The organism is Streptomyces sp. NPDC058619 (genome assembly GCF_042717785.1).
Classification (GTDB): domain Bacteria; phylum Actinomycetota; class Actinomycetes; order Streptomycetales; family Streptomycetaceae; genus Streptomyces.
In genome coordinates this window covers 1-26,615 of sequence record NZ_JBHXQN010000054.1, presented here as the reverse complement: position 1 = coordinate 26,615, position 26,615 = coordinate 1, and the positions used below count along the sequence as shown (strand labels likewise).

Sequence of the window (26,615 nt, the reverse complement as noted above, 5' to 3'; positions counted from 1 at the left end):
ACGGATCTGCCGGCCCGCGTCGGGGTCCCGGCGGGGGCGCGGGGTCCCGACGCGGGGGCGGGAGCCCGTTCCGCCCGTCAGCCCAGGGGCTTGTCCAGCACGGCCTTGCGGTGGCTGAAGGCGTCCAGGGAGTAGCGGCCGTGATAGTTGCCCATGCCGCTCTCGCCCACCCCTCCGAAGGGCAGGTCGGAGACGGTGAGGTGGGCGACGGGCAGGCCGAAGGCCAGGCCGCCCGAGGAGGTCTCCCGGGTCAGGCGTTCGCGCGTGGTGGCGGATTCGGTGAAGGCGTACAGCGCCAGGGGCTTGTCGCGGTCGCGGATGAAGGCGATGGCCTCGTCGAGCCCGGCGACCTCGACCACGGGCAGGATCGGGCCGAAGATCTCCTCGCGCATGACGGGGGAGTCGGGTGCCACCCCGGCCAGGACGGTCGGCGCGATGTAGCGCCCGGCCCGGTCGTGGGCGCCGCCGACGACCGTGCGGCCGGAGTCGAGCAGGCCCGTCAGGCGGTCGAAGTGCCGCTCGTTGACGATCCGGCCGTAGTCCGGGGAGGTTGCGGGGTCGTCGCCGTACAGTCCGCGCAGGACGGAGGCGAGCTCCTTCTCCAGCTGCGCGGCGGTCTCGGGGTCGGTGAGGACGTAGTCGGGCGCGACGCAGGTCTGGCCGGCGTTCATGAACTTGGTGGACGCCAACCGGGCCGCCACGACGGCCAGGTCCGTGCCGCGGTCGACGAACGCGGGCGACTTGCCGCCGAGTTCGAGGGTGACCGGCGTGAGGTTCTCGGCGGCGGCCCGCATGACGATCCGGCCCACCTGGCCGTTGCCGGTGTAGAAGATGTGGTCGAACCGCTGCGCGAGGAGGTCGGTGGTCTCCTGCACGGCGCCCTCCACCACCGCGACCGCGTCGCCGTCCAGGTAGCGCGGCATGAGGTCGGCGACGGCGCGCGAGGTGGCGGGCGCCAGCTCGCTCGGCTTGGCCACGACACAGTTGCCGGCGGCGAGCGCGCCGACGACCGGGGCGAGCAGCAGCTGGACGGGGTAGTTCCACGGGGCGATGACGAGGACCACGCCGAGCGGGTCGAGCACGGTGTGGGCGGTCGCGGGGCTCAGCCGTTCCGGTACCGGGGCCGGCTGCGGCCGGAGCCACTCGTCCAGGTGCTCCAGGGTGTGGTCTATCTCCCGCACGGTGAAGTCGATCTCGGTGCGGTACGCCTCCTTCCGGCTCTTGCCGAGGTCGGCGCGGAGGGCGGCCGCCAGCTCGTCACCGCGCTCGGTCAGCAGCGTCCGCAGGGCCTTGAGCTGGGTCGTACGCCAGGCCAAGGGCTTCGTGCGGTCGGTGGCGAACGTGGCGCGCAGCCGTGCGACGACGTCTGCGGGCTGTTCCGGCGAGTGCTCCGACATGGGTTTCTCCAGTGACGTGGTGCAGCGCCGGGAGGGGTGCCGGCGCTCGTTCTGCGGAACCCTGCGGGATGCGCCCACAGGGGTCTGTGTATATAGCAACTATTGCGACGGGGGTATTCCCCGTGGGCGGACGGGACCGCACCGGTGGGCCGGCCGCGGCCGCCCGCCGGTGCGGCTCCGGGTCAGGTCTGGGCGGTTGCGGTGTCGAGGTCGGCGTAGACGGTGACGACCCGGTCCGCACCGGTCAGGGACAGCAGGCGGGCGAGCGGGGCCGAGGGACGGGCTATCCGCAGGTCGGCGAGCTGGCGCACGCGCAACAGCACCGTCAGGCACGTGGAGTCCGCGAAGGTGACGCCGGCCGCGTCCAGGATCACGATGTGGTGGGACGCCGCGGCCTGGCTGAGGGCCGCCTCCAGCGGCGGGAGCGTGTCGAGGTCCAGCTCTCCGCGCGCCTCGACCACCCAGGCCGCTCCCGACGCGTGCTGGTAGCCCAGCGGGCCGGCTCCGGCATCGGTTCCGACGTCGGCTCGGCCGCCGACTCCCGTCGTGTCTCTCATGTCGTCTCCCATGACGGCGAGCATGCCCGACGGCCGGGGGCGGGACCAGACCCCGAGGGCCTTCCCGTCCCGGGCGGGGTTGGGCGGCTCCGTTTCGGCCGCCGAGCGCGTCACGGCCAGGGGGTGTAGTCAGAGTCGTTCCGTACGCCGGAGCGGGTCACGCCGTGTCCGGTGCGTGCGCTCGCGAGACGGAGTGCCGCCCGTGTACCGGATGTACACGGGCGATCCGGCAACGCGCCGAGCGTGCGTGCCAGGCGCGGCGCCGCGTGGCAGGGGCGAACGCGACGACACCACCTGACACAGCGCTACTAGGCCGCGGCCGGTTCGGAGCGGACGGTCAGGTGGCGTTCCCTCTCCGTCAGTCCGCCCCAGACGCCGTACGGTTCCGCCACGCGCAGCGCGTGCTCCAGGCATTGCACGCGGACGGGGCAGGCCCCGCACACCGCCTTGGCCGCCTCCTCGCGCGCCGCGCGGTCCGAGCGTCCCTCGCCCTCCGGGTGGAAGAAGCCGTCCGCTCCCACGCCGCGGCACGCGGCCTGCGCCTGCCAGATCCAGTGGTGCTCCGCCCGCCCGGGCAGGTGCGACACCCTCGCGATCCCCATTGCTCTCCTACGGCCAGGTCATCGAACGCATGCTTCTGGGAGACGTCTGGCCACAAAAGCGTGTTCGAAACGTCGGTCGAGCGCGGCAGCCGGACAACCAGGCCGGCGAAGTGGTCGGCCGAGCCGGACGGCCACGAGGCAGGTGTCGTCCTCGTGAGTCTCCGGCGTGTACGCGGCCATGATGCGGTCGAGGGCCTCCTGGGCCGTGAGCCCTTCGCACACCGCCAGCACCGTGCGCAGCGCGTCGATGCCGGAGGTGATGTTCCGCGCGCGTCGGCGTCACCAAGACGCTGCTGCACCAGTACCTCGGCACCAAGGAGGACCTGTACCTCGCCTGCCTGATCCCCGTCGGCGACCGGCTCCTGGACACCATCCGCGCCGCGATGGGGCCGGACGGGACCGCGGCGCACACCCCGCTGCGCGTGCTGCAGAGCATCTTCACCGCCCTGGAGGGGCAGCGTGAGGCATGGTTCGTGCTGTACGACACCACCCTGCCGCCCGGCGGCGAGGCCGCGCGCCGGGCCGCGGACTACTGGGCGGCCATCGACCGGCTCGCCGCCGGCGGCACCGCCGAACTGCTGCGCGCGACCGGATCCACCGACCCGCTGGACGCCGACGCGCTCAAGTACGTCTGGCGGGACCTGGTCGCCACCCTCGTCCGCTGGTGGGTGAAGCACCCGGAGCAGACCCCGGCGGCCATGACGCAGCGCTGTGCGCGCCTCTTCGCGGCTGCCGCGGGCCTCACCTCCGACGTCCACTCCGGCTGACCACGGGCACCGGGGCCGCGGCCTGACCCGGGACCTGACAAGGGGCCGTCCGGCCGCTCCGGGGCGCGTCGCGGGCTCGGCGGGGGCCGGGGGAGTCCACGCGCCCCTGCCCCGCCGTCCCGTCCGCCCGGCGCGCCGCGTCCGCCGGCGTTCCCTACGCGTCCGTTCCGCCCGGCAGGCCCTCCGCGTCCCGCCCGCCCTGTACGCCCTCGCCCTTGAGCTTGCGCCACACGGCTCCCAGCGCCTCCAGGTCCCGCTCGTCGAGCAGCCCGGTGAAGGCGGGGGCCAGGGCTTCGCGCCGCGTGGCGTCGGCCGCGGCGAACACCTCGCGTCCCGCGTCGGTGAGGGACACCTCCACCGACCGGGCGTCGCGCGCCGAGGGCGTACGGGTGACCAGGCCCCGGGTCTGGAGGGCGTCCACGACCCGGGACACCTGGCTGCGGCTGAGCAGCGTGCTGTTCCCGAGGACGGACGCGGGCACGGGCTCGGGGCTGGAAGCCAGCCAGAGCATGACCTCGAACCAGGACACGGGGAGGTCGTGGGCCTTCGCGAGGCCGCCGCCGTCGCGGCCGCCCGGGCCGGATGGCGCACAATCGCGACCCTGCGTGACACTGGCCGGGCCGACGCCCTGCGCCAAGCCGCCGCTGACGCGGGCGTCGAACTCGACATCCGGCAGCTCGACGTGGTCGACGCGGACTCCGTCGCCGCCGCCGTGGCCGGCGTGATCGCCGACTACGGCCGCCTGGACGCCGTGGTGAACAACGCCGGAGCCGGGCACGTCGGCACCCTCGAACTCGAAACCGTCGCCGACGTCCGCGAGGTCATGGAGGTCAACTTCTTCGGCGTGCTGAACGTCTCCAAGGCCGCACTGCCGCACCTGCGGGTCGCCGGAGGCCGCCTGATCACGGTCACCAGCGTCGGCGGCGTCGTCGGGCAGCCCTTCAACGAGGTCTACTGCGCGGCGAAGTTCGCCGTGGAGGGGTACATGGAGAGCCTGGCCCCCGTCGCGGGCGCCGTCGGCGTCCGCGTGTCCGTTGTCGAGCCGGGAGCCGTGGCCACGGAGTTCGTCAACAACATCGGACTCGACATCGAGTCCGGGATCGCCGCGGCCGGCCCGTACGCCGACGCACTGCGCCACTACATCGACCGTACGGCCGGCCAGTTCCTGGACGGCGCCCAGACCCCGGCCGGCGCGGCCGAGGCCGTCATGGAGGCGCTGACCGCCGAGCGCCCGGCGTTCCGCATCCAGACCTCGCAGTGGGCCCGCGAATTCAACGGGACCAAGCTGGCCGACCAGGACGGATCGGCGGTCCTAGGCATGACCGCCACCTGGGTCTCCTGACTCCTCTGCCGCGGCCCCCGGCTCCCGGCTCCCGATCTGTGCTCCGGGTGGAACCGGGTCATCATGGCGGGAGACCGGCGGTGCCTCCCGGGCGGCCGCCGGACCGTGCCCGAAGGCGCGGACGAGCGGGAGGTGACTCGTAGGCATGGACGAATCACGCAGGGCCTGGCTGACGATCGGCATCGTCGTCACCGTCATCCTCCTGAACCTCCTGGCCATCATCCTGATGAACACCGTCTGACGTCGGCCGCGCGACGGCCGCGTCCGCCTCCGCCTCCGCGTGCGCGTTCCGCGCCGCGGAGCCTTCCGGTGTGCGGCGTGCCGTGTGTCCGCCTCCGGGGCGCCGATGTGACGTGATCCGCTTCCGTACGGTCGCTGCCGTGGGATGCGTACGGCCTCCCGTCCGGGCCCTCGAGCCGTAGGGGCGCGGCCACCCGGGCTTCGGCGCCGTGCCCCTGCGGACCCCTTGGGCGTCCACGGGGTCCGACCCCGCCCCCACCTTGCTGACCGTTCGTCAACTGTGTTGGTGTTTAGGCCTGTTCGGACATGCTTCCGGGAAGAAAATGAGGCCGCTCAGGCCCTTGCTGTGCCGCTCCGGTTCGCGAATGATGCTCCGGGCGCGCCGGTCGCCGATGACTGCGATGCGCTCGCTCGCCACGCTTGAACTGGACCGCTCAGGAGGCCTGTTGTGTGGACGAACCGCCCCATTTGGAGATCGTTGTTCGTCGTCGGCGCCGCCCTCGCACTGGTCGTCGCCGTCCCGCAGGTGGCCTTCGCGGCCCCGCCCCCGGCGCTTCCCTCCCAGGCCGAGGCGATCGAGCTGACCTTCCAGCCGACCTACGACTACGACACGGACGGGTGCTACCCGACCCCCGCCATCGGGCCCGGGGGAGTCCTGAACGCCGGTCTCAAGCCCACCGGCGCCCTCAACGGAAACTGCCGGGACGCCTCCGACCTCGAGAACACCAACGGATACTCCCGCTGGACCTGCAACAACGGCTGGTGCGCCGTCATCTACGGGCTGTACTTCGAGAAGGACCAGGCCATCCCCGGCATCAGCCTCGGCGGCCACCGCCACGACTGGGAACACGTCGTCGTGTGGATCCAGGGCAATGAGGCGAAGTACGTCGCGACCTCCGCCCACGGCGACTTCAACCTCCGCGCGCGCGACCAGATCCGCTGGGACGGAACCCACCCCAAGATCGTCTACCACAAGGACGGCGTCGGCACGCACTGCTTCCGTGCGGCGAGCGCCAACGACGAGCCGCCCGAGAACCACCGCCGAGCCTGGCAGTTCCCCGCGCTCGTCGGGTGGTCGGGCTACCCCGCGAACCTGCGGGACAAGCTCGTCCAGGCCGATTTCGGCAGTGCGCACTTCGGTCTGAAGGACGGGTCCTTCGCGTCCCACCTGGCGAAGGCCAAGCCGGCGGGCATCCCCTTCGATCCGTATGCGTAGCCGGGCGGCGGCCGGTCGCCCCCGGCCCGCCACCCGATCGCTCTTCCACCAGGACGAGTCGCAGGCCGTGGAGGGCGCGGTCGTGGTCGTGGGCGACCCCGCGCACCGCGTGGCCGAGCGCGAGCGCCTCGTCACGTCCGTCCTGACCGGGTCGGGGCTGCTGATCGCTCTGGCCGCGGTGACCGGGCCCTGCTCTCGGGCAGGAGCCTGCGCCCCCGGCGTGGCAGGCGATGGAGGCACAGGAGCGGATGCTCGCGGACTCCGCGCACGAGCTGCGGACCCCGGTGGCCGTCATGCGCAGCTCGGTGGACGTGGCGGGCCTGGACCCGCGCGGCCTGGACCCACACCCGCCACGCATCCGGCGCGCCACCGAGCGGCTCACCGACGTCGTCGACAACGTCCTCATCCGGGCCGCCTCCAGGAAGGCTCCGACACCCTGCGCCCGGTGCCGCTGCGCCTGGACCAGCTGGTCGAGCAGATCTGTGAGGAGCCGGCGGCCGGAGCGCACACTCTGACCGCCACGGTCTCGCCGCGGAGACCCGGCCGGGCGGCGGCGCGGTGTTCCCGCCTCGCCCTGGCTCCGAGGGCGGCGCGGCGTGCCCGGGGGCGGCGCGCCGGACCCCGGAAATGCTCCCCGACCGGACGAAGAACGGCCCGCGGAGGTGGCCTGATGTGAGCGGTGTTCGAGGTGTCGCGGACTCCCTCCCCGAGTACGGCTGCGCGAACGGCCCGAGGCCCTTTGGGTGTTCCCGGCCACGACGGCCCGTTGCGTAGCCGACGCTGAACGCCCCACGGTGGCGTACGGCGGCGTAACGCGGGTCGGCCTTTCGTCCGGTGGACGCGGTTCGGGTGCGCGGGCTGCTGGGGCGGCGGGTTGCCGCGGTCGCAGGGGAGCGCCCGTTGCGGTTGGCAACGGTTCGGAGTGAGGCTGGATTTCGCTGGTCGGGCCTTGCGCGGTAAGGGCTCCTCGGGCTCAACCGGCGCTGATTCGCGCGCCCTTCGATGTCAGACGTTCGCGCTAGTGTGCGAACGTGAGCATTCATATCGTTGTTGGTTTCGGGCCCGCGGGGGCCGCCACTGCCCGGCTGCTCGCCGAGCGGGGCCATTCAGTACGGGTCGTCACCACCTCCGGCCGGAGTCCGGAACCCGGGATCGAGCACGTCGCGCTGGACGCGACCGACACCGAGCGGCTGATCGAGGCCGCGCGCGGAGCCGTGGCGATCCACAGCTGCGCGGCGCCGTCCTACCAGCGCTGGGCCGTGGACTGGCCGCCGCTGGCCTCGTCGCTCTGTGCCGCGGCCGAGGCGACCGGGGCCGTACTGGTCCTGCTCGGGAACCTCTACGGCTACGGCCCGGTGGACGGGCCCCTGACCGAGGAGCTGCCGCTCGCGGCGACCGGCCCCAAGGGGAAGGTGCGGGCCGCGGTGTGGGAGCAGGCCCGGACGCTGCACGAGCAGGGCCGGATCAGGGCCGTCGAGGTACGGGCCTCGGACTTCTTCGGCCCCGGCGTGACCGACGGCGGCCACCTGGCCGGGCGGGTCGTGCCGCGCCTCCTGCGCGGAAAGCCGGTCTCCACTCTGGGCGACCCGGACGCGCCGCACAGCTGGACCTACCTCCCCGACGTGGCCGCGGCCCTGGCCGGAGTCGCGGGCCACGAGCGGGCCTGGGGGCGGCCCTGGCACGTGCCGACGGCTCCCGCGCAGTCCGTACGGACCATGGTCGACCGCCTCGCCGCCCAGGCGGGAACGGGGCCGGTCGCCGTGCGCGGACTCCCGTCCGCCGTCGTGGCCGTGGCAGCGCTCGTCTCGCCGCTGATCCGCGAACTCAAAGAGGTCCGCTACCAGTTCGACCGGCCCTTCGTCGTGGATTCGAGCGCGTACGAGGGTGCCTTCGCGGTACGGGCCACCCTCGTCGACGAGCAGATCAAGGCGACCGTGGACTGGTGGCGCGAGCGGCAGGCGGGCGGATGACCTCGTTCACGGGGAGCGGTCCCGCGGCGGACCGGGAGGGAGCGCGGCGGGACGACGTCGCCATCGTGGGGATGGCGTGCCGGTTCCCGGGGGCGCGCGACGTGAACGAGTTCTGGAGGCTGCTGACGGCCCCGCGGGCGCAGTTCTCCCGCGTCCCGGACGCGCGGTGGCGCACCGCCGCGTTCCTCGGCGACAGCCTCCGGGACACCTCGTCCGCCTACACGGACACCATGGCGCTGCTGCCCGAGATCGACCTGTTCGACGCGGCGCACTACGGCATCCCGCCGCGCCGGGCCAGGGCGATGGATCCCCAGCACCGGCTGCTGATCGACCTGGCGCGCGAGGCGATCCAGGACACGGGGTGGGAAGCCGACGGCTTCGACCGCGAGGAGACCTCGGTGATCACGGCGCTCACCGAGAGCGGCTACCGCGAGCTCAGCACCATGCCGATACGCGTGCGCCAGCTGGCCGGCGGCGAGTTCGGCGCGCGCGACCGACCCGCTGCTGCCGGACGCCGTCCGCGCCGTCGACGGACTGCACGGCACGTCCGTGGCCGGACTCCTGCTCAACATGGGCCCTAACACGATCAGTTCGGTCTTCGACCTGCACGGCGAGAGCTACGCCCTGGACTCCGCGTGCTCCGGTGGGCTCATGGCGGTGGCCAACGCCGTGCACGCGCTGCGCGCGGGCCGCTCGCGCATCGCGCTCGCCGGCGGCGCCCAACTGGTACTCACCCCGGACCTGTTGATCGGCCTGTGCCGGATCGGCGCCATCTCGCGCAGCGGGAGGTGCCTGCCGTTCGGCGCGCAGGCCGACGGGTTCGTCCTCGGGGAGGGCGCCGGAGTGCTGGTACTGCGGCCCCTGACCGACGCGCTGGCGGCCGGTGACCGGGTCTACGCGGCGATCCGGGGTGTGGGAACGGCCAACGACGGGACCGTCCAGGGCGGTATGCACCCCCAGTCGGCCGGTCAGCTCCGCGCCCTGCGCCGTGCCTACCGGGATGCGGACCTGGCCCCGGGCGCGGTGGGCTACCTGGAGGCGCACGGCACCGGGACGTCGGTCGGCGACCCCGTAGAGCTCGCGGTCCTGCGCGAACTGCGCGCAGACCATGCCGCACCGGCCTACCTCGGCGCGGTCAAGGCGGTGGTCGGCCACTCGCTCAACTCCGCCGGAATGGCCGGGCTCATCAAGTCCGTACTGGCCGTGCAGCGCGGGGTGATCCCCCCGCAGCCCGAGTTCGACCCGGCCGACCGCTCGGGACTGGACGCCGCGCGGCTGACCGTCCCGACGAAGCCGACCCCGTGGCCGGCGGACGGCTTGCCGCGCCGGGCGGGAGTGAGCGCCTTCGGCTTCGGCGGTACCGGTGTCCACGTGGTGGTGGAGGAATCCGCCGCGGCGGGGCATCGGGCGCCGGAGCGCCCGGCACCCGCCGCAGGGCCGCAGCTCCTGGTCCTTAGCGCCCGGGACCGGAACGGGCTGGCCCGGTACGCGCGGGACCTGGCGCGGACCATCGCCGAGGACAGGCTGCCGCCGGCCGGGGTGGCGGACACCCTGGCCCGGCGGGCGCCCTTCGCGGAACGCCTCGCCCTCGTCGCGCAGGACGCCGACGCCGCCGTCGCCGGGCTCTCCGCGGCGGCGGAGGCCCTGGCGGCGGGCCGTACCGGCGAACTCGGGCCGGGCCTGGCGGTCGGCACGGTACACCCGGGCGGACCGGCGGAGGCCGTCGTACCGGCGGAAGCCGTCGGGCCGGCGGAGGCCGCACCGGCGGAGGCCGTCGCACCCGCGGTCGGGGCGCCGCCCAAGGAGGAACGTTTCGCCGATCCGGCCCGGCTCGCGGTGCGCGCCGTCACCGGCTCGGGTCTGCGCCCGGTGACGGAGCGCCGCCCCCCGTACACCCTGCCGCCGAGTCCCCTCGCCCCGCGCCGTCACTGGGTCGTGGACGAGGCGGCACGCGAGATGGCGGAGACCGTCGGGTCCGCACCGGTGGACCGGCCCGAGCGGGTGCCGGCACGGGGACCCGCCGAGGCGCGGCCCGCCGAGGCGCCCGCCGCGCCCGCCACCGTTGTCGCGTCCCTCGAACCCGTCGCGTCCGTCGTGCTCGAAGAGGTCTCCCGGACCGGGGTCTTCCCGCTCGCCGACCTGAGCGAGCGGATGACGCTCGTGACCGGCCTCGGCTTCGACTCCCTGATGCTGCTGGAGCTGGAAGCCGGCATCGGAAAGCGCATACCGGGCTTCCGGACCGAAGAACTGTTCTCGCCCGGACTCACCGTCGGCCGGCTGATCACACTGGTCGACCCGGACCACACGGGACCGGTGGATCCCGCCGAACCGCAGCCCGGCGAGGTCTTGCCGCCGTGGGGCGCCGAGACGGCGACCGTCGACGCCTTCCCGGAGGTGGGACGGATCGAGGAGCGGCTGAGTGCGATCGCCGACAGCGGGGAGGAGTTCCCGTACTTCCGCATCCACGAGGGCACCATCCGCGACACGACGGTGATCGGTGGACGTGCCTACCTGTCCTTCGGGAGCTACAACTACCTCGGCCTCTCCGGCCACCCGGCGGTCACCGAGGCCGTGCACCGTGCCGTGGACCGGTACGGCTCCTCGGTCTCCGCGAGCCGGGTGCTCTCCGGCGAACGCGACCTGACGGTACGGCTGGAACGGGCCCTGGCCGGCTTCCTCGGCGTCGGGGACTGCATCACGCTGGTGAGCGGCCACGCCACCAACGTCACCGCGATCGGGCACCTGGTCGGCGCGGGGGACCTCGTGCTGCACGACGCGCTCGCCCACGACAGCATCCTGCAGGGCTGCGCCCTGTCCGGGGCGGCACGGCGGCCGTTCGCCCACAACGACACCGGCCAGCTCGAACACCTGCTGCGGATCAACCGGTCCCGGTTCCGCCGGGTGCTGATCGCCGTCGAGGGCGCCTACAGCATGGACGGGGACCTCGTCGACCTGCCCGCCGTGATCGAGATCAAGAAGCGCCACGGCGCCCTGCTGATGGTGGACGAGGCGCACAGCATCGGCACCGTGGGGGAACGCGGCCGGGGCGTAGGCGAGTTCTTCGGCGCCGACCGGTCCGACGTGGACCTGTGGATGGGAACCCTCTCCAAGTCCTTCGCCAGCTGCGGTGGTTACCTCGGCGGCTCGGCCCGCATGGTGCGCTGGCTGCGGCACACCCTCCCGGGGTTCGTCTACAGCGTCGGCCTCACCCCGGCCAACGCCGCCGCGGCACTGGCCGCCACCGAGCTGATCACCGCGGAACCGCACCGGGTCCGCGCGCTGCGGCGCAACTCCGCGCTGTTCCTCGGGCTGGCCGCCGCGGCCGGACTGTCGACGGGCCCCAGCGCGGATACGCCCATCGTGCCGTGCATCCTCGGCGACTCGGCGCGAACCCTGCGGGTCGCGGGCCGGCTCTTCGACCGGGGTGTCATCGCCGACCCGATCTTCCACCCCGCCGTGGAGGAAGGGCTGTCGAGGCTGCGCTTCTTCGTGACGAGCGAGCACGGCGAGGCCGACATCCGCCGGGCCGTGTCGATCCTGGCCGAAGAGGTGGCGGCCACCGCGTAACGGTCGGGTCATCTCAGATCAGGGTGCGTTCGATCCGGCTGAGCACGGCCGTCTTGCCCGGGTCACCGGCCTCGCCCGCCTCCGCCGCCAGGGGCGCGGCGTGCCGCTGCTCGGCGTTGCCCATCCGCTGGGAGAGGAGGTAGGCGATGATCTCCGCCTCCTGCTCCTGGACGTCGTCGTACGTCGCGCGCAGCAGCATGTCGCGTACGAGCTCGGGGTCGAGGTTGGGGAAGAGGAGGCGTGAGGCGGCTTCGTCCAGCCCGCCCGCGCCCCGATGGCAGCAGATGATGTGCCCGAGCTCGTGCAAGATGATGTGCTCCTGATGCGCGCCGGTCGTGTTGGCGTCGTAGAAGATGAGGTCCTCGTCGCGTGCGGCGACCCACATGCCGCACGGATGCGACGAGGGCATCTGCATCGGGACCAGCGTGATCGGACGGTCACGCACCTCGCCGAGGTGGCGGCACAGTTCGGCCACGTCGTTCACCTCGGGAAGTCCGAGGTCGGCTAGCCGTCGGGCGCCGGCCTTCCGGAGCTTCTTGAGCTGACTGCGGCGGTCCTGGCCGGCCGACCGCTCCTTCCAGGCGCCCCTCACGAGGGGGCCGAGGAGTCGGTGACGGGGGGGAGGCCCTGCATCTGCCGGTACTGGTCCATGATGGCCGTGATGGCCTGGAGGTTCTCCTTCTTCATCCCCGCGGCCCGCATCGCCACGGCTCGGACGCCGGACTGCCGCAGCGCCTCGATGGCGGCGATCTCGCTGAGCACCGACTCGGCGACCGCGTCATCGAAGAAGTATGCGACCGAGACGCCGAAGAAGCGCGCCAGGGCGGCCAGGAGGTCGGGAGAGGGATTGGCCCGCTTCCCCGTCCTCAACTGCGACAAATACACGCCCCCGACCTTGAGTTCGGGGTTGGCCCGCTTCAGTTCCTCCGCCACCTCGGCGTTGGTCCAGTGCTTGCCCTTCGGACGAACCGTCTTGAACAGGTCGTCGAGGCGCACTGCGAGCAGGGGCCGGTCGTCACTCTCGGTTTCGGTCTCGGTCATGGTGAATCTTCCTCCCGTCACCTCCTCGGCATAGCCCTTGGCTATGCGCCAGTTTCACAGATTAGCGGTCAGTTGACAATTGGCCGTAACTCCGCCAACGTTGGGTCTCGCCGATAGCTGCCAGCTAACTTGACTCACGGGGGTTGCCAAGTTGGCGGGTGGTGAAAAACGGACTGGCCCGGCCCTCGGGGGATGGGCCGGACCAGTCCGGGCGGGAGCCCCTCGTTCTGCCCCGCGCAAGCGGGGGGAACGGGGGACCCGCCCGGTTTGACGGGGGATGCAAACCGGGCGGGAGCTCTCAACTCGCGGTGTGGAGCTTACTGTAGGCCGACGCCACTTGGGTGAGCCAGGCCACTTCTGCGGTGAAATTGTCCGTATCGCGGTCGTTGAAGTCGCCGGCGTCCTTGCTGTCGTGCGGGACGGTGCCGGTCCGTTTCGCGATCAGGGCCCGTTTGATCTGGGCCGCTTCCGTGAACGCCTGCCGCGACTCCTCGCTCGGCTCCTTACCGGGCGCACCGGTCGCGCCACTCTGGCCGGTTCCGCCGTCCTCGGCCGTGCGCTCGATGTACGGGCGCAGGTCCCGCCAGCCGTCCCGTATCTCGACGATCCGGCGGTGGAGCCGGTAGTCGAGGTCCGACACCGAGGCGCCCGGCGGTTCCAGGGCGATGTCCGGAGAGGACTCGTACAGGTCCCGCCACAGCGGGTAGAGCGCCCGGTAGGAGCGGTAGGTGCGGGCCCAGCCCAGGAGCCGGGTGGCCGCCGGGGCCCACGACGGCATGGTCAGGCTGAGCGAGAGCAGGACGATCCCCGACGCGCTGAAGACGGAGGCGGCGACCTTCCAGGCACCGATGTCGACGCCGGCCGCCGCGGTGAGGATGTTGAGCGTCCTGGCCGTGCAGTAGAGGAAGAGGATCACCGCGGCGACGGAGAGCATCCGCAGGGCCTGGCGCAGCGAGGCGTTGTCGGTCATCCGGGCGTACGGGCCGCACTGGCGGAAGATGGTGACGCAGGGAACCGCCTGGGACACGATGAAGACCAGGAGATAGGTGAGGGTCAGCGGCCGGCTGGTGCCGTCGAACTCGGAGGCGGGCAGCCCGGGGCCGCCGGCGAGGAAGAACAGCGCCGTCAGGAGCACGTCGAGGGTGATGCCGGTGATCACCCAGTAGCGCGTCCTGCGCACGGCCACCTCGTCCGCGGCGGCCCACCGCAGCAGGATGACCTGCGCGCTGACGCAGAACGCGACCGCAGCCAGGTGCATGACGAGGATGGCGAGGTTCCCGACGCCCAGGAAGCTCCCGCCGCCCATCGCGACGGCGCCCATCGTGAAGGTGAGGCACTGCAGCAACAGCGTTGCGATCAGCGCGCGGTAGGCGCTGTCCCGCCAACCGCGCCGTGCCTGGGAGAGACGGTAGGCGAGCGCGACGTACGACGAGAGCGCCGCTATGACGAAGCAGAGGGTTCTGGTGGTGTTCACGTCCTGGATTTCTGCACGTGCCGCGATGCGGCGGGCGGTCCGGGTCAGTCGGTGGTCTCGCCCGGGGGGACCTCGAGTCCGATGCTCTCGGCGGCGACGGCGATGGCGTAGTCGAAGAACGCGGCCTCGTCCCTGACGCTGTCGTGGGTGCGGCTGAAGACCTGGAACACCAGGAGGCCGATCAGGTTGCTCCACAGGACGATGCCGCGTTCGATGATGTCCGAGAACGGCGCCCCGGGCGTGCCGCCGAAGAGCTCCACGGCCGCCGGCAGGAGCAGCGGGGGACCGGGCACCGCCCGGCGGGGCGGGGTGAGCTCGCCGCCCTCCAGGGCCGCGCGCACGATGCCGCCGAGCACCGCGGGCGTGCGGGAGGCGGGCGGGACCGTGTCGTGCGGGGCGTGGTAGCCCGGCACGGGCGAGCCGTAGATCAGGGTGAACTCGGCGGGGTGGTCGAAGGACCACGCCCGCAGGGCGCGGGTGACCGCGAGGAGCCGGGCGCCCGCCGACGCCCCGGCGCCGGCGGCGGCCGCGTCGGCGCGCTCCATGGCGGCGCCGGACGCGTTGTAGGCGTCGATGACCAGAGCCGTCAACAGGTCGTCGCGGTGCGGGAACAGGGCTTCGACATCGGCGGCGGCAAGACCGCTGTCGCGCGCCACGGCGTCCAGCGACAGGCCCCCGGCGCCCAGTTTCACCAGGTGTTGACGCGCGGTGTCCTTGATCACCGCAGGCGGCGTCGCGTGGTCGGCGGTCGAACTTGATGCGGAAACGTCCATGCCGGAACCGTACCCGGCGACCACAACAGCCGTACGTGGAGCCGTTCGTGGGCCCCCGGAGGACCGGCGCGATCCGGCCAGTCGGAGGACCGGCGGGCGCGGGGAGGACCCGGGTGTGTGACCGGCCGCGGATCTGGAGTGGCCCGATGACACTCGCACACGATATGTGGCCGGGAGCGGTCCGACGGTGGTCCTGCTGCACTCCACGGTGTGCGACCTGCGGATGCGGGACCCGCAGACCCCCGCCCTGGCCGACGCCGGGCACGGCGTGGTGCGCTGCGGCCTCGGCGGTTTCGGCCAGAGGCCGGTACCGGCCGGACCGTACGAAGGCGCCCGGGACGTCACCGACCCGGCGCGCGCGAGGACGCGCTGATCGAAGCCGGCGACGTATCGCCGGGGCCACCGCGCTGGACGTCCGGCGACAACACCTCCGCGACCGGCCGCGCCGGGCGGGCCCGGGTGCGACGGCACCGGACCGGCCCGCACCGGCGTATTCCCGTACCCGTCGCCCGCGCCCGCGGGTACTGTCCCCGCGGGTACTGTCGTCGAGGCCCGTCCGACGTCGAAAGCGACCGCCGTGAACCATCTGCCCGCCGACCCGACGGTGCTGCACCCGATTCCCGGCCAGCCGCGCGTGGTGCTCCTGAAGCCGCTGGTGACCTCGCCCCTGATCGAGGCCGGGGAATACTCCTACTACGACGACCCGGACGACGCGACCGCGTTCGAGACCCGCAACGTGCTCTACCACTACGGGCCGGAGCGGCTCGTCATCGGGAAGTTCTGCGCCCTGGGCACCGGCGTGCGGTTCATCATGAACGGCGCCAACCACCGTATGGACGGCCCCTCCACCTTCCCGTTCCCGATCATGGGCGGCTCCTGGTCCGAGCACGTCGACCTGATCACCGGGCTTCCGGGACGGGGCGACACCGTCGTCGGCAACGACGTCTGGTTCGGCCACGGGGCCACGGTCATGCCCGGCGTGCGCATCGGGCACGGCGCCGTCGTCGCCTCCGGCTCGGTGGTGGTCGACGACGTCCCCGACTACGGCATCGTCGGCGGCAACCCGGCCCGGCTCATCCGCACCCGCTACAGCGACGCGGACATCGCCCGCCTGCTGTCCGTCGCCTGGTGGGACTGGCCCGCGGAGCACCTCACCGCCCACCTGCGGACCGTCATGTCCGGCACCGTCGACGCGCTGGAGGCCGCCGCGCCCCCGGCCTGAACCGCGGACGCGCACCCCGGCCCGCGCCACGGCTCACCCGGGCGGGCCGGCCAGGACGGCCTCGGTGAGCTTCACCCACCCGGCCGGGGTGCCCACCCACCCCGATCGGGCACCCTCGGCGGGCAGCAGGCGGCGCGCTCCCACCGGAGCACCGCCCCGCCGCGCGCTGCCGCGACGCGCGTTGGGACCGTACCGGCGGCGCGGCTACGCTTGCCGCATGACTGTGCTCGTGTACGAAGACTTCGGGACCGGACGCCACCGGGAAGCCTCCCTGATCCGGCACGCCCTGGGCAGTGCCCACGACGAGGCACTCGTCGCCGGCCTGGCCGGGGGGATCGGCTTCATGTACTTCGTCTTCGAGTACGAGGGCCTCACCCCCATGGCCACGATCGTGGCCCAGTCCCACCCCGAGCCCTGGGTGCAGGTCGCGCTCGGCCGCCTGGGCGTCCCGTACGACGCCACGCGCGCGATGAAGCCCCGCTGGGGCCGCGTCCGGGCCGCGCTCGACCAGGGCCAGCCCGCCTTCTGCGTCGTCGACCGGTCCTCCCTGCCGTGGCACGAGCCCGACCCGGCTGCCGAGATGACCGGCGCCGACCCCTACACCGTCGTCATCGCCGGGTACGACGGCGACGACCTGCTGATCGAGGACGGCGCCGAAACCCCGCACCGGATCGACCGCGAGGCGTTCGGGGCCGCCTGGACCGCGCACCGCAAGGGCCGCCACCAGCTGATCGTGCCCACCGGGCCGCCCGAGGGGGAGCCGGACGTGGACGGGGCGATAGCCTCCACCGTCACCCACCTCACCGGGCCGGTCCTGGGCAACCAGTTCGACGTGAACTTCGGCTTCACCGGGATGGAGAAGTTCGCGGCGCAGCTGCGCGACCGGACCACCAGGACGGGCTGGGAGGCCCGGTTCGGCGGCTCGCCCGCGGCGTTCCGCGCGGGCACCGGGCGGCTGTACACCTGCCTGGAGGAGGAGTGGACCGCGCCGGGCGCGACCCGGCCGCTGTACGCGGACTTCCTGGACCTCGTCGGGCGCCCGGAGGCGGCCGGCCTCTTCCGGGAATCCGCACGTCACTGGTCGGAGCTGGCCGCGCTCGCCCGGGACGCCGACGCGGACGCCGGTGCCGAGACGCGGCGGGAGCTCTTCGAGGCGTGCGCGCAACGGGTGGACCGCTGTGTGGACCTGGAGAGCCAGGCCGTCCGCGCGCTCCAGAAGTAGGACGCCCCGCAAGGAGGAAGCGGGATGCCCCGTGGGCATCCCGCTTCCCGGTGGCCGCTCGGCTCCCGGCGCGCGCCGCTACCGCCTGGCGCTCAGCGACGGCCGCGGAGCCGGCCGAGCAGCCCGCGGGCCTGCGTCCGCTTGCGGGGGTCGGCGGCGGCCCGACGGATCGACTCGATGGTCTGTCGGCCCTGCGGGGTGCGGCTGAACTGCTTGATCCGTGCGAGTAGTCCGGACATGAGGCCCTCCTGGCGCGTGGTCACTCGTGGTGAACGACGTGTGCCCCGAAGCCACCGGATGAAACAATCCGCCGGGTATCCCGCACCATCGGGGGCGTCCGGTCCTTCACCGTCACCTGCCCGGTTCGTGCCGCGGCGGCGGGATCAGGAGCGGACGCAGCGGTGCGCGGGCCCCGGAGGGTCCGCGCACCGTGTCCTCGGGGAGCCGGGTCAGTGGCCGCCCCAGCCGTGGCCTCCTCCGTGGCCGTAGTCGTCATCGTCGTCCCAGCCGCTGTTGTGGTACCAGCCGCCGTGGCCGTAGTCGTCGTCATCGCCGCAGCCGCCGCCGTTGAGGTAGCTGACGGCCGCGGTGGGAGTTGCCGCCGAGGCCGTGCCTGCTGTGCCGAGCGCCACGCCACCAGCCATCAGAAGACCGGCGGCGGAGACCACGAAAAGACGCTTCGCTCTCTGTGCATGCATGGAATAGCCCTTCCTTCCACCCTCCCGCGCGCCTCTCCGGGGCATGAGGGGGTGGCCGCGGCCGCAGTCGGAATGCGCGGCGCGGGTCGTGTGCGGTGCCGCGTGCTTGATGCGTTCGAGGATCGAGCACGCCTCCGCCGATGGCGCAGCGGTGTGCCACGCGCGTTCAGGGGGCTGCGGCCCCTCGGCTCCCCAGGGTGCGGGAACTCCGGCAACCGCGGGCGTGCTCCGCAATCGCGGCTCTCACTCACAAAGGCTAGTCGCGCCCGTCGTACTCGGCACCTCGGGACCGGTGGTCCCGCCGCTCCGCCGCCGCCGGGCCGCCGCGCGAAGGTCAGGGCTGCTGTGACCACCCGTCAATTCCCGTTCCGCAAAGGCGTGGAAGGTCCCCGCGGGGCGGCCGGTGAGGCGCTCGACGGTGTCGGTCGTACGGTCTTCGGCGCCCTCGGCGATCGACCGGTCCATGCCGGCGAGCATCGCGGCGACCCCGTCGGGCATCTCGGCGGCCAGCCGGTGGTGACCCTGGTCATCGGAGCGACGGGCACCACCGGGAGCCGCGTCGCCGCCCGGCTGGCCGCCGCGGGCCCAAGGGCGTGGAGGAGGTCGTGGCGGCGGAGTCGGCGGACGCGGTCATCGGGGGCGACAGCCCCTACGCGGCCGGGCACTACGCGCTCTGGCACGGCCTGCTCCGGGCCGCGCTGGAGCGGGTCCCGGAACTCGTCGACGGTGATTTCACGGCGCATGCCCTGCTCGCCGCCACCCGCGCCGACCTGGTCGAACACCTCGTCGGCCACGAGGGGATGACGCGTGAGGAGATGCGGGCGCGCCTGGCCGCGTTCACCGCCCGGATCCTGCGGGACCCGGGCGCACCGCACTGACGCCCGCGTCAGTTCCCGGCGGGAGCGGCCGGTGCTTCGGGACTCCCGGGCGCAGGCCGGGGGCGGAGCCGGGCGGCGAGCACCGCGACGTCGTCCTCGGCGTGCGGCGCGTCGAGGTCCCGGCACACGGCGTCCACCACCCCGGCCGGCGCGACCCCGGCGGGCATCCGCAGCGCCGCCAGCCTGGCCAGGGACACGTCGATGTCCTCGCCCCGGCGCTCGACCAGTCCGTCCGTGTACAGCACCAGCGTGTGATCGGCCGCGATCGGCCGGGTGTACGCCTCGTAGCCGCCGAACCCCGTGCCCAGGGGCGGGCCCACCGGCACGTCCAGCAGCTCGCCCCGGCCGTCGCCGGTGAAGACGGCCGGCGGCAGATGGCCCGCGCTGGCGTAGTCGGCCTTGCCCCGGGCCGGGTCGATCCGTACGAGCAGGCAGGTCGCCGGGCGCCGGGTCCCGTCGGCCGCGGCCAGGGCGTCCAGCCGGCCCAGTACCCGGTGCGGGGCGAGATCGGTGGCGGCCACCTCACGCAGGGTGGCGCGGTAGGCGTTCATGTCCGCGGCGGCGTCCAGGCCGTGCCCCATGACGTCGCCGATCACGAGCAGCGTCCGGCCGAAGTGCAGGCGCACGGTCTCGAACCAGTCCCCGCCGACCAGGGCGCGCGCTCCGGCGGGCAGGTAGCGGCTGGCGATCTCCACGTTCGGGTGCGGCCGGCCCGGCTCGGCGACCAGGGCGCGCTGGAGTGCGAGGGCGGTCCGTTCGGTCGCCGCCAGCCGCCTCACGTGCCCGATGTGGATCCCCGCCACGCGGGCCGCGAAGTGCAGCGCCGCCGTCTCGTGGCGGCCGAACGCCTCGCGGGCCCGCACGGCGAGGACCGTCCCGTAGACCTCGCCCCGGCCGATCACGGGTACCGATACGACGTACGCGGTCCCGCCGCCGGCGGTACGCCCGGTCCATGCCCGCGCGGAACGGTCCGGGTCCCCGGCCGGCGCCCCGGGCGCCGGGCCGGGCGCCGGGCCCGCCGGCAGCAGCCCCGTGGCGCCGGCCTCGGCCACGCGGCTGACGCCCGAGCCGCGGACGACCAGGTCCACGGCGGCGGCGTCGCACAGCGTGCGGAGCAGGAAACCGGCCAGCTCCCGGCAGGTCTCCCGCTCGTCGCCGGACGTGCCGATCCGCTCGAGCGCCTCCTCCGCGGCGCGCAGGCGCCCCTCCAGCCCGTTCGGGTCCTCCGACACGACGCCCTCGTCACCCCGTCCCTCCGCCCGGCCCGCTGAGGAAGGCATTTCACCAGGCGCCGCCCGTTTCGCGGAGCGATGCGCCGCGTGTCCCCGCCCGCGTACACCGTCGGACCGCAGGCGACGGCATACCGTTCCCTCCCGGCCACCGGCAAGACGTCGACCGGAAGATTCTCGATGGCGCACTAGACTGACGGGTTGTTTGGCGCTGAACCGGAACAACCTGGGCAGACCCGGGCTCCGACGGCGACCCGGACCGACTCCGGGAACGAGACGCGAGGGCCGATGGCAGCCACACCTGAGCGCGGTGAACCCGCCCTGCTGGCCAGCGTGGAAACCCACGGGGCCGACGCCGGGGAGGCCCCCGGGCCGGACCGCCCGGGGGTGTCCGGGGGCGACCGCGCGGCAGTGTCCCGGGCCGACTCGGCGGAGGCACCCGGGACCGGCCCCGCGGAGGTGTCCGAGACCGCTCGTGCGGCGGTGTCCCAGGCAGTCCCGGCGGACGCGCCCCGGGTCGCTCGTGCGGCGGTGTCCCAGGCCGACCCTTCAGACGCGCCCGAGGAGTCCGGCAAGTCCGCCCGGTTCTCCGCCGGGCCCGCGGCCCCGCCGCGCACCCTCGTCGACGTCTTCGAGGACTCCGTACGGGCCCACCCCGACGAACTCGCCCTGGACGACGGCACGGAACGGCTGACCTACCGAGCGCTCGCCGTCGAGGTCGAACGCCGCCGGCGCGCCCTGGCGGCCGCCGGGGTCCGGCTCGGCGACCGGGTCGGCGTCCGCGTGCCGTCCGGGACGAACGAGCTGTACGCGGCGGTCCTCGCCGTCCTCGCCGCGGGCGCCGCCTACGTGCCGGTCGACGCCGAGGACCCGGACGAGCGGGCCGAGCTGGTCTTCGGCGAGGCCGGGGTGCGGGCGGTACTGGGCGCCGGAGGGCGCATCGACGTCACCGCCGCCGCCGACGCCCCCGCCCCGGCCCCGGCCTCCGCGCCCGCGGGGGAAGGGCGGCCCGGGCCCGGCCACGACGCCTGGATCATCTTCACCTCCGGCTCCACCGGCAAGCCCAAGGGCGTCGCCGTCAGCCACCGCAGCGCCGCCGCCTTCGTGGACGCCGAGGCCGCCCTGTTCCTCGCCGAGGAGCCGATCGGCCCCGGCGACCGGGTCATGGCGGGCCTCTCCGTCGCCTTCGACGCCTCCTGCGAGGAGATGTGGCTGGCCTGGCGCCACGGCGCCTGCCTGGTACCCGTACCCCGTTCGCAGGTGCGCAGCGGCGCCGACCTCGGCCCCTGGCTGGTGGACCAGGAGATCACCGTGGTCTCCACCGTGCCGACCCTGGCCGCGCTGTGGGAGCCCGAGGACCTGGGCGAGGTCCGGCTGCTGATCTTCGGCGGGGAGGCCTGCCCGCCCGAGCTGACCCAGCGCCTGGTCACCGAGGGCCGCGAGGTCTGGAACACGTACGGCCCCACCGAGGCCACCGTCGTCGCCTGCGCCTCGCTCCTGACCGGTGAGGAACCGATCCGGATCGGCCTCCCGCTGAACGGCTGGGAGCTCGCCGTCGTCGACGAGTCCGGCGAACCGGTTCCCATGGGCGGCAGCGGCCAGCTCGTGATCGGCGGCGTCGGCCTCGCCCGCTACCTCGACCCCGCCAAGGACGCCGAGAAGTACGCCCCGCTGGAATCCCTCGGCTGGGAGCGCGCCTACCGCAGCGGCGACCTGGTCCGCGCGGAACCGGAGGGGCTGGTCTTCCTCGGCCGCGGCGACGAGCAGATCAAGCTCGGCGGCCGCCGGATCGAACTGGGCGAGGTGGACGCCGCCCTGCAGTCCCTGCCCGGCGTCGCCGGCGCGGCATCCGCCGTCCGTACGGCGCGCAGCGGCAACCAGCTGCTCGTCGGCTACCTCGTCACCCAGGAGGGCTGGGACCAGGCGGCGGCCGTGACGCGGCTGCGCGCCGAACTGCCCGCGGCCCTCGTACCGCTGCTGGCCCCGGTCGGCGAACTGCCGACCCGCACCTCCGGCAAGGTGGACCGGGACGCGCTGCCCTGGCCGCTGCCCGACCTGGAGACCACCGGCCCCACCGAGCAGCTGTACGGCACCGAGGCCTGGCTCGCCGAGCAGTGGAGCGAGACCCTCGGTGTGGCCGTCTCCGGCCCCGCCGACGACTTCTTCGCCATCGGCGGCACCAGCCTCGCCGCCGCCCAGCTCACCACCCGGCTGCGCACCCGCTATCCGAGCGCGGCCGTCGTCGACGTCTACCAGCAGCCCACCCTGCGCAAGCTGGCCCGGCGGCTGGAGAAGTCCGTACAGGACGACGGCGCCGCCCGGACCGTCGCGCCCGTACCGCTGCGGTCCCAGGTGGTGCAGTCGCTCCTGCTGCTCCCGCTGTACACCCTGGTCGGCCTGCGCTGGACCGTGGCGCTGCTGGCCCTCGGCAACGTGCTGCACACCCTCGGGGCCTACCCCTGGGCGCCGACCGCCTCATGGTGGCTGGTCGCCGCCGGCGCGACACTGCTGTTCAGCCCGCCCGGCCGGCTCGCGATCGCGGCCGGCGGCGCCCGCCTGCTGCTGCGCGGGGTCACGGCCGGGCGCCATCCGCGCGGGGGAAGCGTCCACCTGCGGCTGTGGACGGCCGAGCGGCTGGCCGAGTGCGTCCGCGCGACCTCCCTCACCGGTTCCTGGCTGGAGCGCTACGCCCGCGCCCTCGGCGCCAAGGTCGGCCCCGAGGTGGACCTGCACTCGCTGCCGCCGGTCACGGGCATGCTCAAGCTCGCCCGCGGCTGCGCGGTGGAGTCCGAGGTGGACCTCTCCGGGCACTGGCTCGACGGGGACCGGCTCGTGATCGGCCCCGTCAAGGTCGGCCCCGGCGCGGTGGTCGGCACCCGCAGCATCCTCTTCCCCGGCGCGCGCGTGGGCAAGCGGGCCGAGGTGGCCCCCGGCTCCGCCGTCGTCGGACAGGTGCCGACCGGCCAGCGCTGGGCGGGGGCGCCCGCCGGCAAGCTCGGCAAGGCCAAGCACAACTGGCCCGACGGACGGCCGCCGCGTCCGCTCCACTGGCGCGCCGTGTACGGGGCGACGGGCTTCTGCCTCACGTCCCTTCCCGTGCTCGCCGCCCTGCCCGCCCTGCTCGTGGTGAGCCGGTTCGTGCCCTCCGGCGCCGGGCTCGGCGCGGCGCTGCGGGGAGCGCTGCTCGCCGTCGTGCCCGGGGCGCTCGCCTTCGGGCTCGCGTACGCGCTGCTGCTGCTGGTCTCCGTACGGCTGCTCAGCCTCGGGCTGCGGACGGGGAGCCACCCCACGCACAGCCGGATCGGCTGGCAGGCCTGGACGGTCACCCAGCTGATGGACCTGTCCCGGGAGACGCTGTTCCCGCTGTACGCCGGGCTGATCACCCCGGTGTGGCTCCGGCTGCTCGGCATGAAGATCGGCCGGGGCGCGGAGGTGTCCACCGTGCTCGCGCTGCCGAGCCTCACCACCGTCGGCGAGGGGGCGTTCCTCGCCGACGACACCCTGACCGCCCCGTACGAACTGGGCGGCGGCTGGATGCGGATCGGGCACTCCGAGATCGGCCGCCGCGCGTTCCTCGGCAACTCCGGGATGACCGCGCCGGGCCGCAGCGTGCCCGACGGCGGGCTGGTCGGCGTCCTGTCCGCGACGCCGAAGAAGGCCAAGAAGGGCAGCTCGTACCTGGGCCTGCCGCCGGTCCGGCTGCCGCGCTCCGCCGCGGACTCCGACCAGAGCCGTACGTACGACCCGCCCGCGCGGCTGCTGTGGGGGCGCGGACTGGTGGAGCTGTGCCGGCTCCTCCCGGTGTTCTGCTCGGCCGCACTGGCCGTCCTGACCGCGGCGGCGCTCTGCGCGCTGATGACGGCCGGCCCGGGGATCGCGGGCGGCGCGCTGCTGTCCGGGGCGGTCCTGCTGGCCGCCGGCCTCGCCGCGTGCGGGGTCGCGGTGGCCGCGAAGTGGCTGCTGGTGGGCCGGCACCGGGCCGGGGAGCACCCGCTGTGGAGCGGCTTCGTGTGGCGCAACGAGCTGGCCGACACCTTCGTCGAGGTACTGGCCGTGCCGTGGCTGGTCGGAGCGGTACCCGGCACACCCCTGCTGTCCCTGTGGCTGCGCGGGCTCGGGGCCCGCATCGGCCGGGGCGTCTGGTGCGAGAGCTACTGGCTGCCCGAGACGGACCTGGTGGTGCTGGGCGACGCGGTCAGCGTGAACCGCGGCTGCGTGCTCCAGACACACCTCTTCCACGACCGGATCTTGAGGACGGATACTGTGGTCCTCCGCGAGGGCGCCACCCTGGGCCCGGGCGGAATCGTCCTGCCCGGGAGTACGATCGGGGCCCGCAGCACACTGGGTCCCGCCTCTCTCGTGATGGCCGGGGAATCCGTCCCCGCCGACACCCGCTGGCTGGGCAATCCGATCGAGGCGTGGCGGTACTGAAGGGCGGCCCCGGGGCGGTCCCGGACCCGTTCCGGTACGGTCCGGGGCCCCGCTTCCGGGCGGTCCGCGGAGGCCGGGTACGTCAGCGGCGACCAAGGCACACCGGCACGTCGTACGAGCACAGCGCAGGGAGCGGAAGCGGCAGTGAGCGGCCAGAAGACAGCGGTATCGGACCCTTACTTTCCGGCCAACGGCGACTCCCGTTACCGCGTGCACCGGTACGAACTCGCTCTGGAGTACCGCCCCGGCCCCAACCGGCTGGCCGGCACGGCCCGGCTCAGCGCCATCGCCGGACGGGCGCCGCTCACGGAGTTCCACCTGAACCTGGCGGAGTTCAGGGTCGGCCGGGTCCTGGTGAACGGCCGCGCCCCGCACTACGCCCACCGGGGCGGCAAGCTCCGCATCCGGCCGGCCAAGCCGCTGCCCGCCGGCGCCGCCTTCACCGTGGAGGTGCAGTGGGCGGGCAACCCCAAGCCCGTGCGCAGCCCGTGGGGCGGCATCGGCTGGGAGGAACTCACCGACGGCGCGCTGGTGGCCAGCCAGCCGATCGGCGCACCCTCCTGGTACCCGTGCAACGACCGGCCCGCGGACAAGGCCTCGTACCAGATCTCGATCAACACGCCGTCCCCCTACACCGTGGTGGCGGGCGGCCGGCTGCTCACCCGGACGACGCGGGCCAGCACGACCACCTGGGTGTACGAGCAGTCCGCGCCGACCTCCAGCTACCTGGTCGGCCTGTCCATCGGCATGTACCAGACGGTGCTGCTCGGCGAGCCCGGGCTCGGCGGCGTCCCGCAGAGCGCCCACGTGCCGGCGCACCTGCTGGCGCGCTTCTCCCGCGACTTCGCCCGGCAGCCCGCGATGATGCGGCTGTTCGAGGAGATCTTCGGCCCGTACCCCTTCGGGGAGTACGGGGTCGTCGTCGCGGACGAGGAACTGGACGTCCCGGTGGAGGCCCAGGGGCTCTCCCTGTTCGGCGTCAACCACGTGGACGGCGTCCGCGGGTCGGAGCGGCTGATCGCCCACGAGCTCGCGCACCAGTGGTTCGGCAACAGCGTGACCATCGCCGACTGGCGGCACATCTGGCTGAACGAGGGGTTCGCGAAGTACGCGGAGTGGCTCTGGTCGGAGCGCTCGGGCAGCCGCACGGCGCACGAGCTGGCGGCCACCGCGCACCGGCTGCTGTCCCTCCAGCCGCAGGACCTGCGGCTGGCCGACCCGGGCCGCAAGCTGATGTTCGACGACCGGCTGTACCAGCGCGGCGGTCTGACGGTGCACGCGATCCGCTGCGCCCTGGGCGACGAGGCGTTCTTCCGCATGCTCCGCGAATGGGCCACCGTGCACCGCTACGGCGTGGTGACCACCACGGGCTTCACCGCCCACGTGTCCCGCTACGCGGCCGAGCCGCTCGACGACCTGTTCGCGGCCTGGCTGTACGAGCCGTCCCTCCCACCGCTCCCGCCCCCGCCCGCGGCGCCCCCCGCCCTGCCCCGGATACCGGCCCGCCCCGGCTACCCCCCGACTCCCGGACTCCCCCCGGCCCACGGCCGCGCCTGAGCGGGCGCCTCAGCCCGTGCGGGTCGGCAGCGGGGCCGAGGGGATGGTCAGCGGGGGGCGTGGGAGCCCGGGCCCATCAGGCAGTACGCCGCGCTGGACGAGGCCGTTGCCGCGTGCCCCGGGCCGCCGGTGCTCGTCGCCCACAGCTTGGGCTGCACCACCCTGGCGCACTGGGCCGCCCGTACGCCCACGGCGTCCGTCCGCGCCGCGCTGCTGGTCGCGCCCCCGGACGTCGACCGGGTCGACCAGCCGGAGCTCCTCGGGTTCCGGCCCGTGCCGCCGTTCCCCCCCCCCGCCCCCCGTGTCACGCCCCGGTGATCAGGCCGCCGAGGCCACGAGCCCCGCTTCCGGTGTCGTCCGGTTGTGGTGGTGGTGGGTGGGTTGGGGGGTTGGGGTGGTGGGTGTGGTGTCGGTGAGGAGGGTGATGAGGGT

21 protein-coding genes and 4 pseudogenes are annotated in these 26,615 nt (G+C 73.8%); 13 read left to right on the top strand and 12 right to left on the bottom strand.

The features are described from left to right. Positions 1 to 77 precede the first annotated feature (77 nt). From ACFWTC_RS31995 to ACFWTC_RS31985, 3 genes are all read right to left on the bottom strand, one after another. Positions 78 to 1,397: an aldehyde dehydrogenase family protein gene (locus tag ACFWTC_RS31995; RefSeq protein ID WP_384029547.1), complete on the bottom strand. Its 1,320-nt coding sequence runs from the start codon at positions 1,395 to 1,397 to the stop codon at positions 78 to 80. A 182-nt stretch (positions 1,398 to 1,579) separates the two neighbouring features. After that, entirely contained in the window at positions 1,580 to 1,954 is a 375-nt protein-coding gene (locus ACFWTC_RS31990) for an STAS domain-containing protein (protein WP_384029545.1), read from the bottom strand. Positions 1,955 to 2,262: 308 nt separating this feature from the next. Continuing rightward, complete coding sequence (locus ACFWTC_RS31985; RefSeq protein ID WP_383929896.1) at positions 2,263 to 2,550, bottom strand: WhiB family transcriptional regulator; 288 nt, start codon at positions 2,548 to 2,550, stop codon at positions 2,263 to 2,265. Positions 2,551 to 2,939: 389 nt separating this feature from the next. Between ACFWTC_RS31985 and ACFWTC_RS31980 the strand changes: the two genes are divergently transcribed. Further along, positions 2,940 to 3,323: a hypothetical protein gene (locus ACFWTC_RS31980; protein ID WP_383929883.1), complete on the top strand. Its 384-nt coding sequence runs from the start codon at positions 2,940 to 2,942 to the stop codon at positions 3,321 to 3,323. A gap of 154 nt (positions 3,324 to 3,477) precedes the next feature. On the opposite strand, the gene ACFWTC_RS31975 is transcribed toward ACFWTC_RS31980, so the two are convergent. Further along, entirely contained in the window at positions 3,478 to 3,852 is a 375-nt protein-coding gene (locus ACFWTC_RS31975; RefSeq protein WP_383929880.1) for a MarR family winged helix-turn-helix transcriptional regulator, read from the bottom strand. Between the two features lie 9 nt (positions 3,853 to 3,861). On the opposite strand from ACFWTC_RS31975, the gene ACFWTC_RS31970 reads away from it, so the two are divergent. The 5 genes and pseudogenes from ACFWTC_RS31970 to ACFWTC_RS31950 all read left to right on the top strand — a co-directional run bounded on the left by ACFWTC_RS31970 (position 3,862) and on the right by ACFWTC_RS31950 (position 11,658). Continuing rightward, the gene (locus tag ACFWTC_RS31970) at positions 3,862 to 4,665 is read left to right on the top strand and encodes an SDR family NAD(P)-dependent oxidoreductase (protein ID WP_384029543.1); all 804 of its coding nucleotides are present in this window, start codon (positions 3,862 to 3,864) and stop codon (positions 4,663 to 4,665) included. A 688-nt stretch (positions 4,666 to 5,353) separates the two neighbouring features. After that, entirely contained in the window at positions 5,354 to 6,121 is a 768-nt protein-coding gene (locus tag ACFWTC_RS31965) for an NPP1 family protein (RefSeq protein ID WP_384029541.1), read from the top strand. 230 nt (positions 6,122 to 6,351) lie between these two features. Further along, positions 6,352 to 6,636: a histidine kinase dimerization/phospho-acceptor domain-containing protein gene (locus ACFWTC_RS31960; RefSeq protein ID WP_383929877.1), complete on the top strand. Its 285-nt coding sequence runs from the start codon at positions 6,352 to 6,354 to the stop codon at positions 6,634 to 6,636. A 516-nt stretch (positions 6,637 to 7,152) separates the two neighbouring features. Next, entirely contained in the window at positions 7,153 to 8,091 is a 939-nt protein-coding gene (locus tag ACFWTC_RS31955; RefSeq protein ID WP_384029539.1) for an NAD-dependent epimerase/dehydratase family protein, read from the top strand. Then, positions 8,088 to 11,658, top strand: a pseudogene (locus ACFWTC_RS31950) (aminotransferase class I/II-fold pyridoxal phosphate-dependent enzyme). Before ACFWTC_RS31955 ends, ACFWTC_RS31950 begins: the two are co-directional and overlap by 4 nt. Before the next feature lie 13 nt (positions 11,659 to 11,671). On the opposite strand, the gene ACFWTC_RS31945 reads toward ACFWTC_RS31950, so the two are convergent. The 4 genes from ACFWTC_RS31945 to ACFWTC_RS31930 form a co-directional block, all read right to left on the bottom strand. Then, positions 11,672 to 12,250: a toxin gene (locus tag ACFWTC_RS31945; protein ID WP_383929868.1), complete on the bottom strand. Its 579-nt coding sequence runs from the start codon at positions 12,248 to 12,250 to the stop codon at positions 11,672 to 11,674. Next, complete coding sequence (locus ACFWTC_RS31940) at positions 12,247 to 12,699, bottom strand: helix-turn-helix domain-containing protein (protein ID WP_383929865.1); 453 nt, start codon at positions 12,697 to 12,699, stop codon at positions 12,247 to 12,249. Before ACFWTC_RS31940 ends, ACFWTC_RS31945 begins: the two co-directional genes overlap by 4 nt. A 298-nt stretch (positions 12,700 to 12,997) precedes the next feature. Beyond that, entirely contained in the window at positions 12,998 to 14,173 is a 1,176-nt protein-coding gene (locus ACFWTC_RS31935; RefSeq protein WP_383929863.1) for an MAB_1171c family putative transporter, read from the bottom strand. Between the two features lie 44 nt (positions 14,174 to 14,217). Continuing rightward, positions 14,218 to 14,946, bottom strand: coding sequence for a TetR-like C-terminal domain-containing protein (locus ACFWTC_RS31930; RefSeq protein ID WP_384029537.1), 729 nt, complete (start codon positions 14,944 to 14,946; stop codon positions 14,218 to 14,220). Between the two features lie 187 nt (positions 14,947 to 15,133). Here ACFWTC_RS31930 and ACFWTC_RS31925 point away from each other — a divergent pair, with 187 nt between their 5' ends. The 3 genes from ACFWTC_RS31925 (at position 15,134) to ACFWTC_RS31915 (ending at position 17,390) form a co-directional block, all read left to right on the top strand. Then, a complete protein-coding gene (locus tag ACFWTC_RS31925) occupies positions 15,134 to 15,319 on the top strand; it encodes a hypothetical protein (protein ID WP_384029535.1) in 186 nt (61 codons plus the stop codon). A 204-nt stretch (positions 15,320 to 15,523) separates the two neighbouring features. Next, on the top strand, positions 15,524 to 16,168 hold the full coding sequence (locus ACFWTC_RS31920; protein ID WP_384029533.1) for a CatB-related O-acetyltransferase: 645 nt from the start codon (positions 15,524 to 15,526) through the stop codon (positions 16,166 to 16,168). A 217-nt stretch (positions 16,169 to 16,385) separates the two neighbouring features. Further along, on the top strand, positions 16,386 to 17,390 hold the full coding sequence (locus ACFWTC_RS31915; protein ID WP_383929851.1) for a BtrH N-terminal domain-containing protein: 1,005 nt from the start codon (positions 16,386 to 16,388) through the stop codon (positions 17,388 to 17,390). 92 nt (positions 17,391 to 17,482) lie between these two features. Here the strand turns inward: ACFWTC_RS31915 and ACFWTC_RS31910 are convergent, their stop codons facing one another. The 3 genes and pseudogenes from ACFWTC_RS31910 to ACFWTC_RS31900 form a co-directional block, all read right to left on the bottom strand. Continuing rightward, positions 17,483 to 17,629, bottom strand: a complete 147-nt coding sequence (locus ACFWTC_RS31910; protein ID WP_383929848.1) for a hypothetical protein — start codon at positions 17,627 to 17,629, stop codon at positions 17,483 to 17,485. Between the two features lie 210 nt (positions 17,630 to 17,839). Then, positions 17,840 to 18,088 (bottom strand): hypothetical protein, encoded by a 249-nt coding sequence (locus ACFWTC_RS31905; protein WP_384029531.1) that lies wholly within the window; start codon positions 18,086 to 18,088, stop codon positions 17,840 to 17,842. Between the two features lie 360 nt (positions 18,089 to 18,448). Then, a pseudogene (locus ACFWTC_RS31900) lies at positions 18,449 to 18,607 on the bottom strand (ergot alkaloid biosynthesis protein); the annotation flags it as partial. A gap of 116 nt (positions 18,608 to 18,723) precedes the next feature. Here ACFWTC_RS31900 and ACFWTC_RS31895 point away from each other — a divergent pair. Further along, a pseudogene (locus ACFWTC_RS31895) lies at positions 18,724 to 18,966 on the top strand (TetR/AcrR family transcriptional regulator); the annotation flags it as partial. A gap of 8 nt (positions 18,967 to 18,974) precedes the next feature. On the opposite strand, the gene ACFWTC_RS31890 reads toward ACFWTC_RS31895, so the two are convergent. Then, the gene (locus ACFWTC_RS31890; protein WP_384029529.1) at positions 18,975 to 20,198 is read right to left on the bottom strand and encodes a PP2C family protein-serine/threonine phosphatase; all 1,224 of its coding nucleotides are present in this window, start codon (positions 20,196 to 20,198) and stop codon (positions 18,975 to 18,977) included. A gap of 285 nt (positions 20,199 to 20,483) precedes the next feature. Between ACFWTC_RS31890 and ACFWTC_RS31885 the strand changes: the two genes are divergently transcribed. The 3 genes and pseudogenes from ACFWTC_RS31885 to ACFWTC_RS31875 all read left to right on the top strand — a co-directional run. Then, positions 20,484 to 24,626: a Pls/PosA family non-ribosomal peptide synthetase gene (locus ACFWTC_RS31885; protein ID WP_384029527.1), complete on the top strand. Its 4,143-nt coding sequence runs from the start codon at positions 20,484 to 20,486 to the stop codon at positions 24,624 to 24,626. A 144-nt stretch (positions 24,627 to 24,770) separates the two neighbouring features. Beyond that, on the top strand, positions 24,771 to 26,183 hold the full coding sequence (locus tag ACFWTC_RS31880) for a M1 family metallopeptidase (protein ID WP_383929836.1): 1,413 nt from the start codon (positions 24,771 to 24,773) through the stop codon (positions 26,181 to 26,183). Between the two features lie 42 nt (positions 26,184 to 26,225). After that, positions 26,226 to 26,501, top strand: a pseudogene (locus ACFWTC_RS31875) (alpha/beta fold hydrolase); the annotation flags it as partial. Between the last annotated feature and the right edge of the window lie 114 nt (positions 26,502 to 26,615).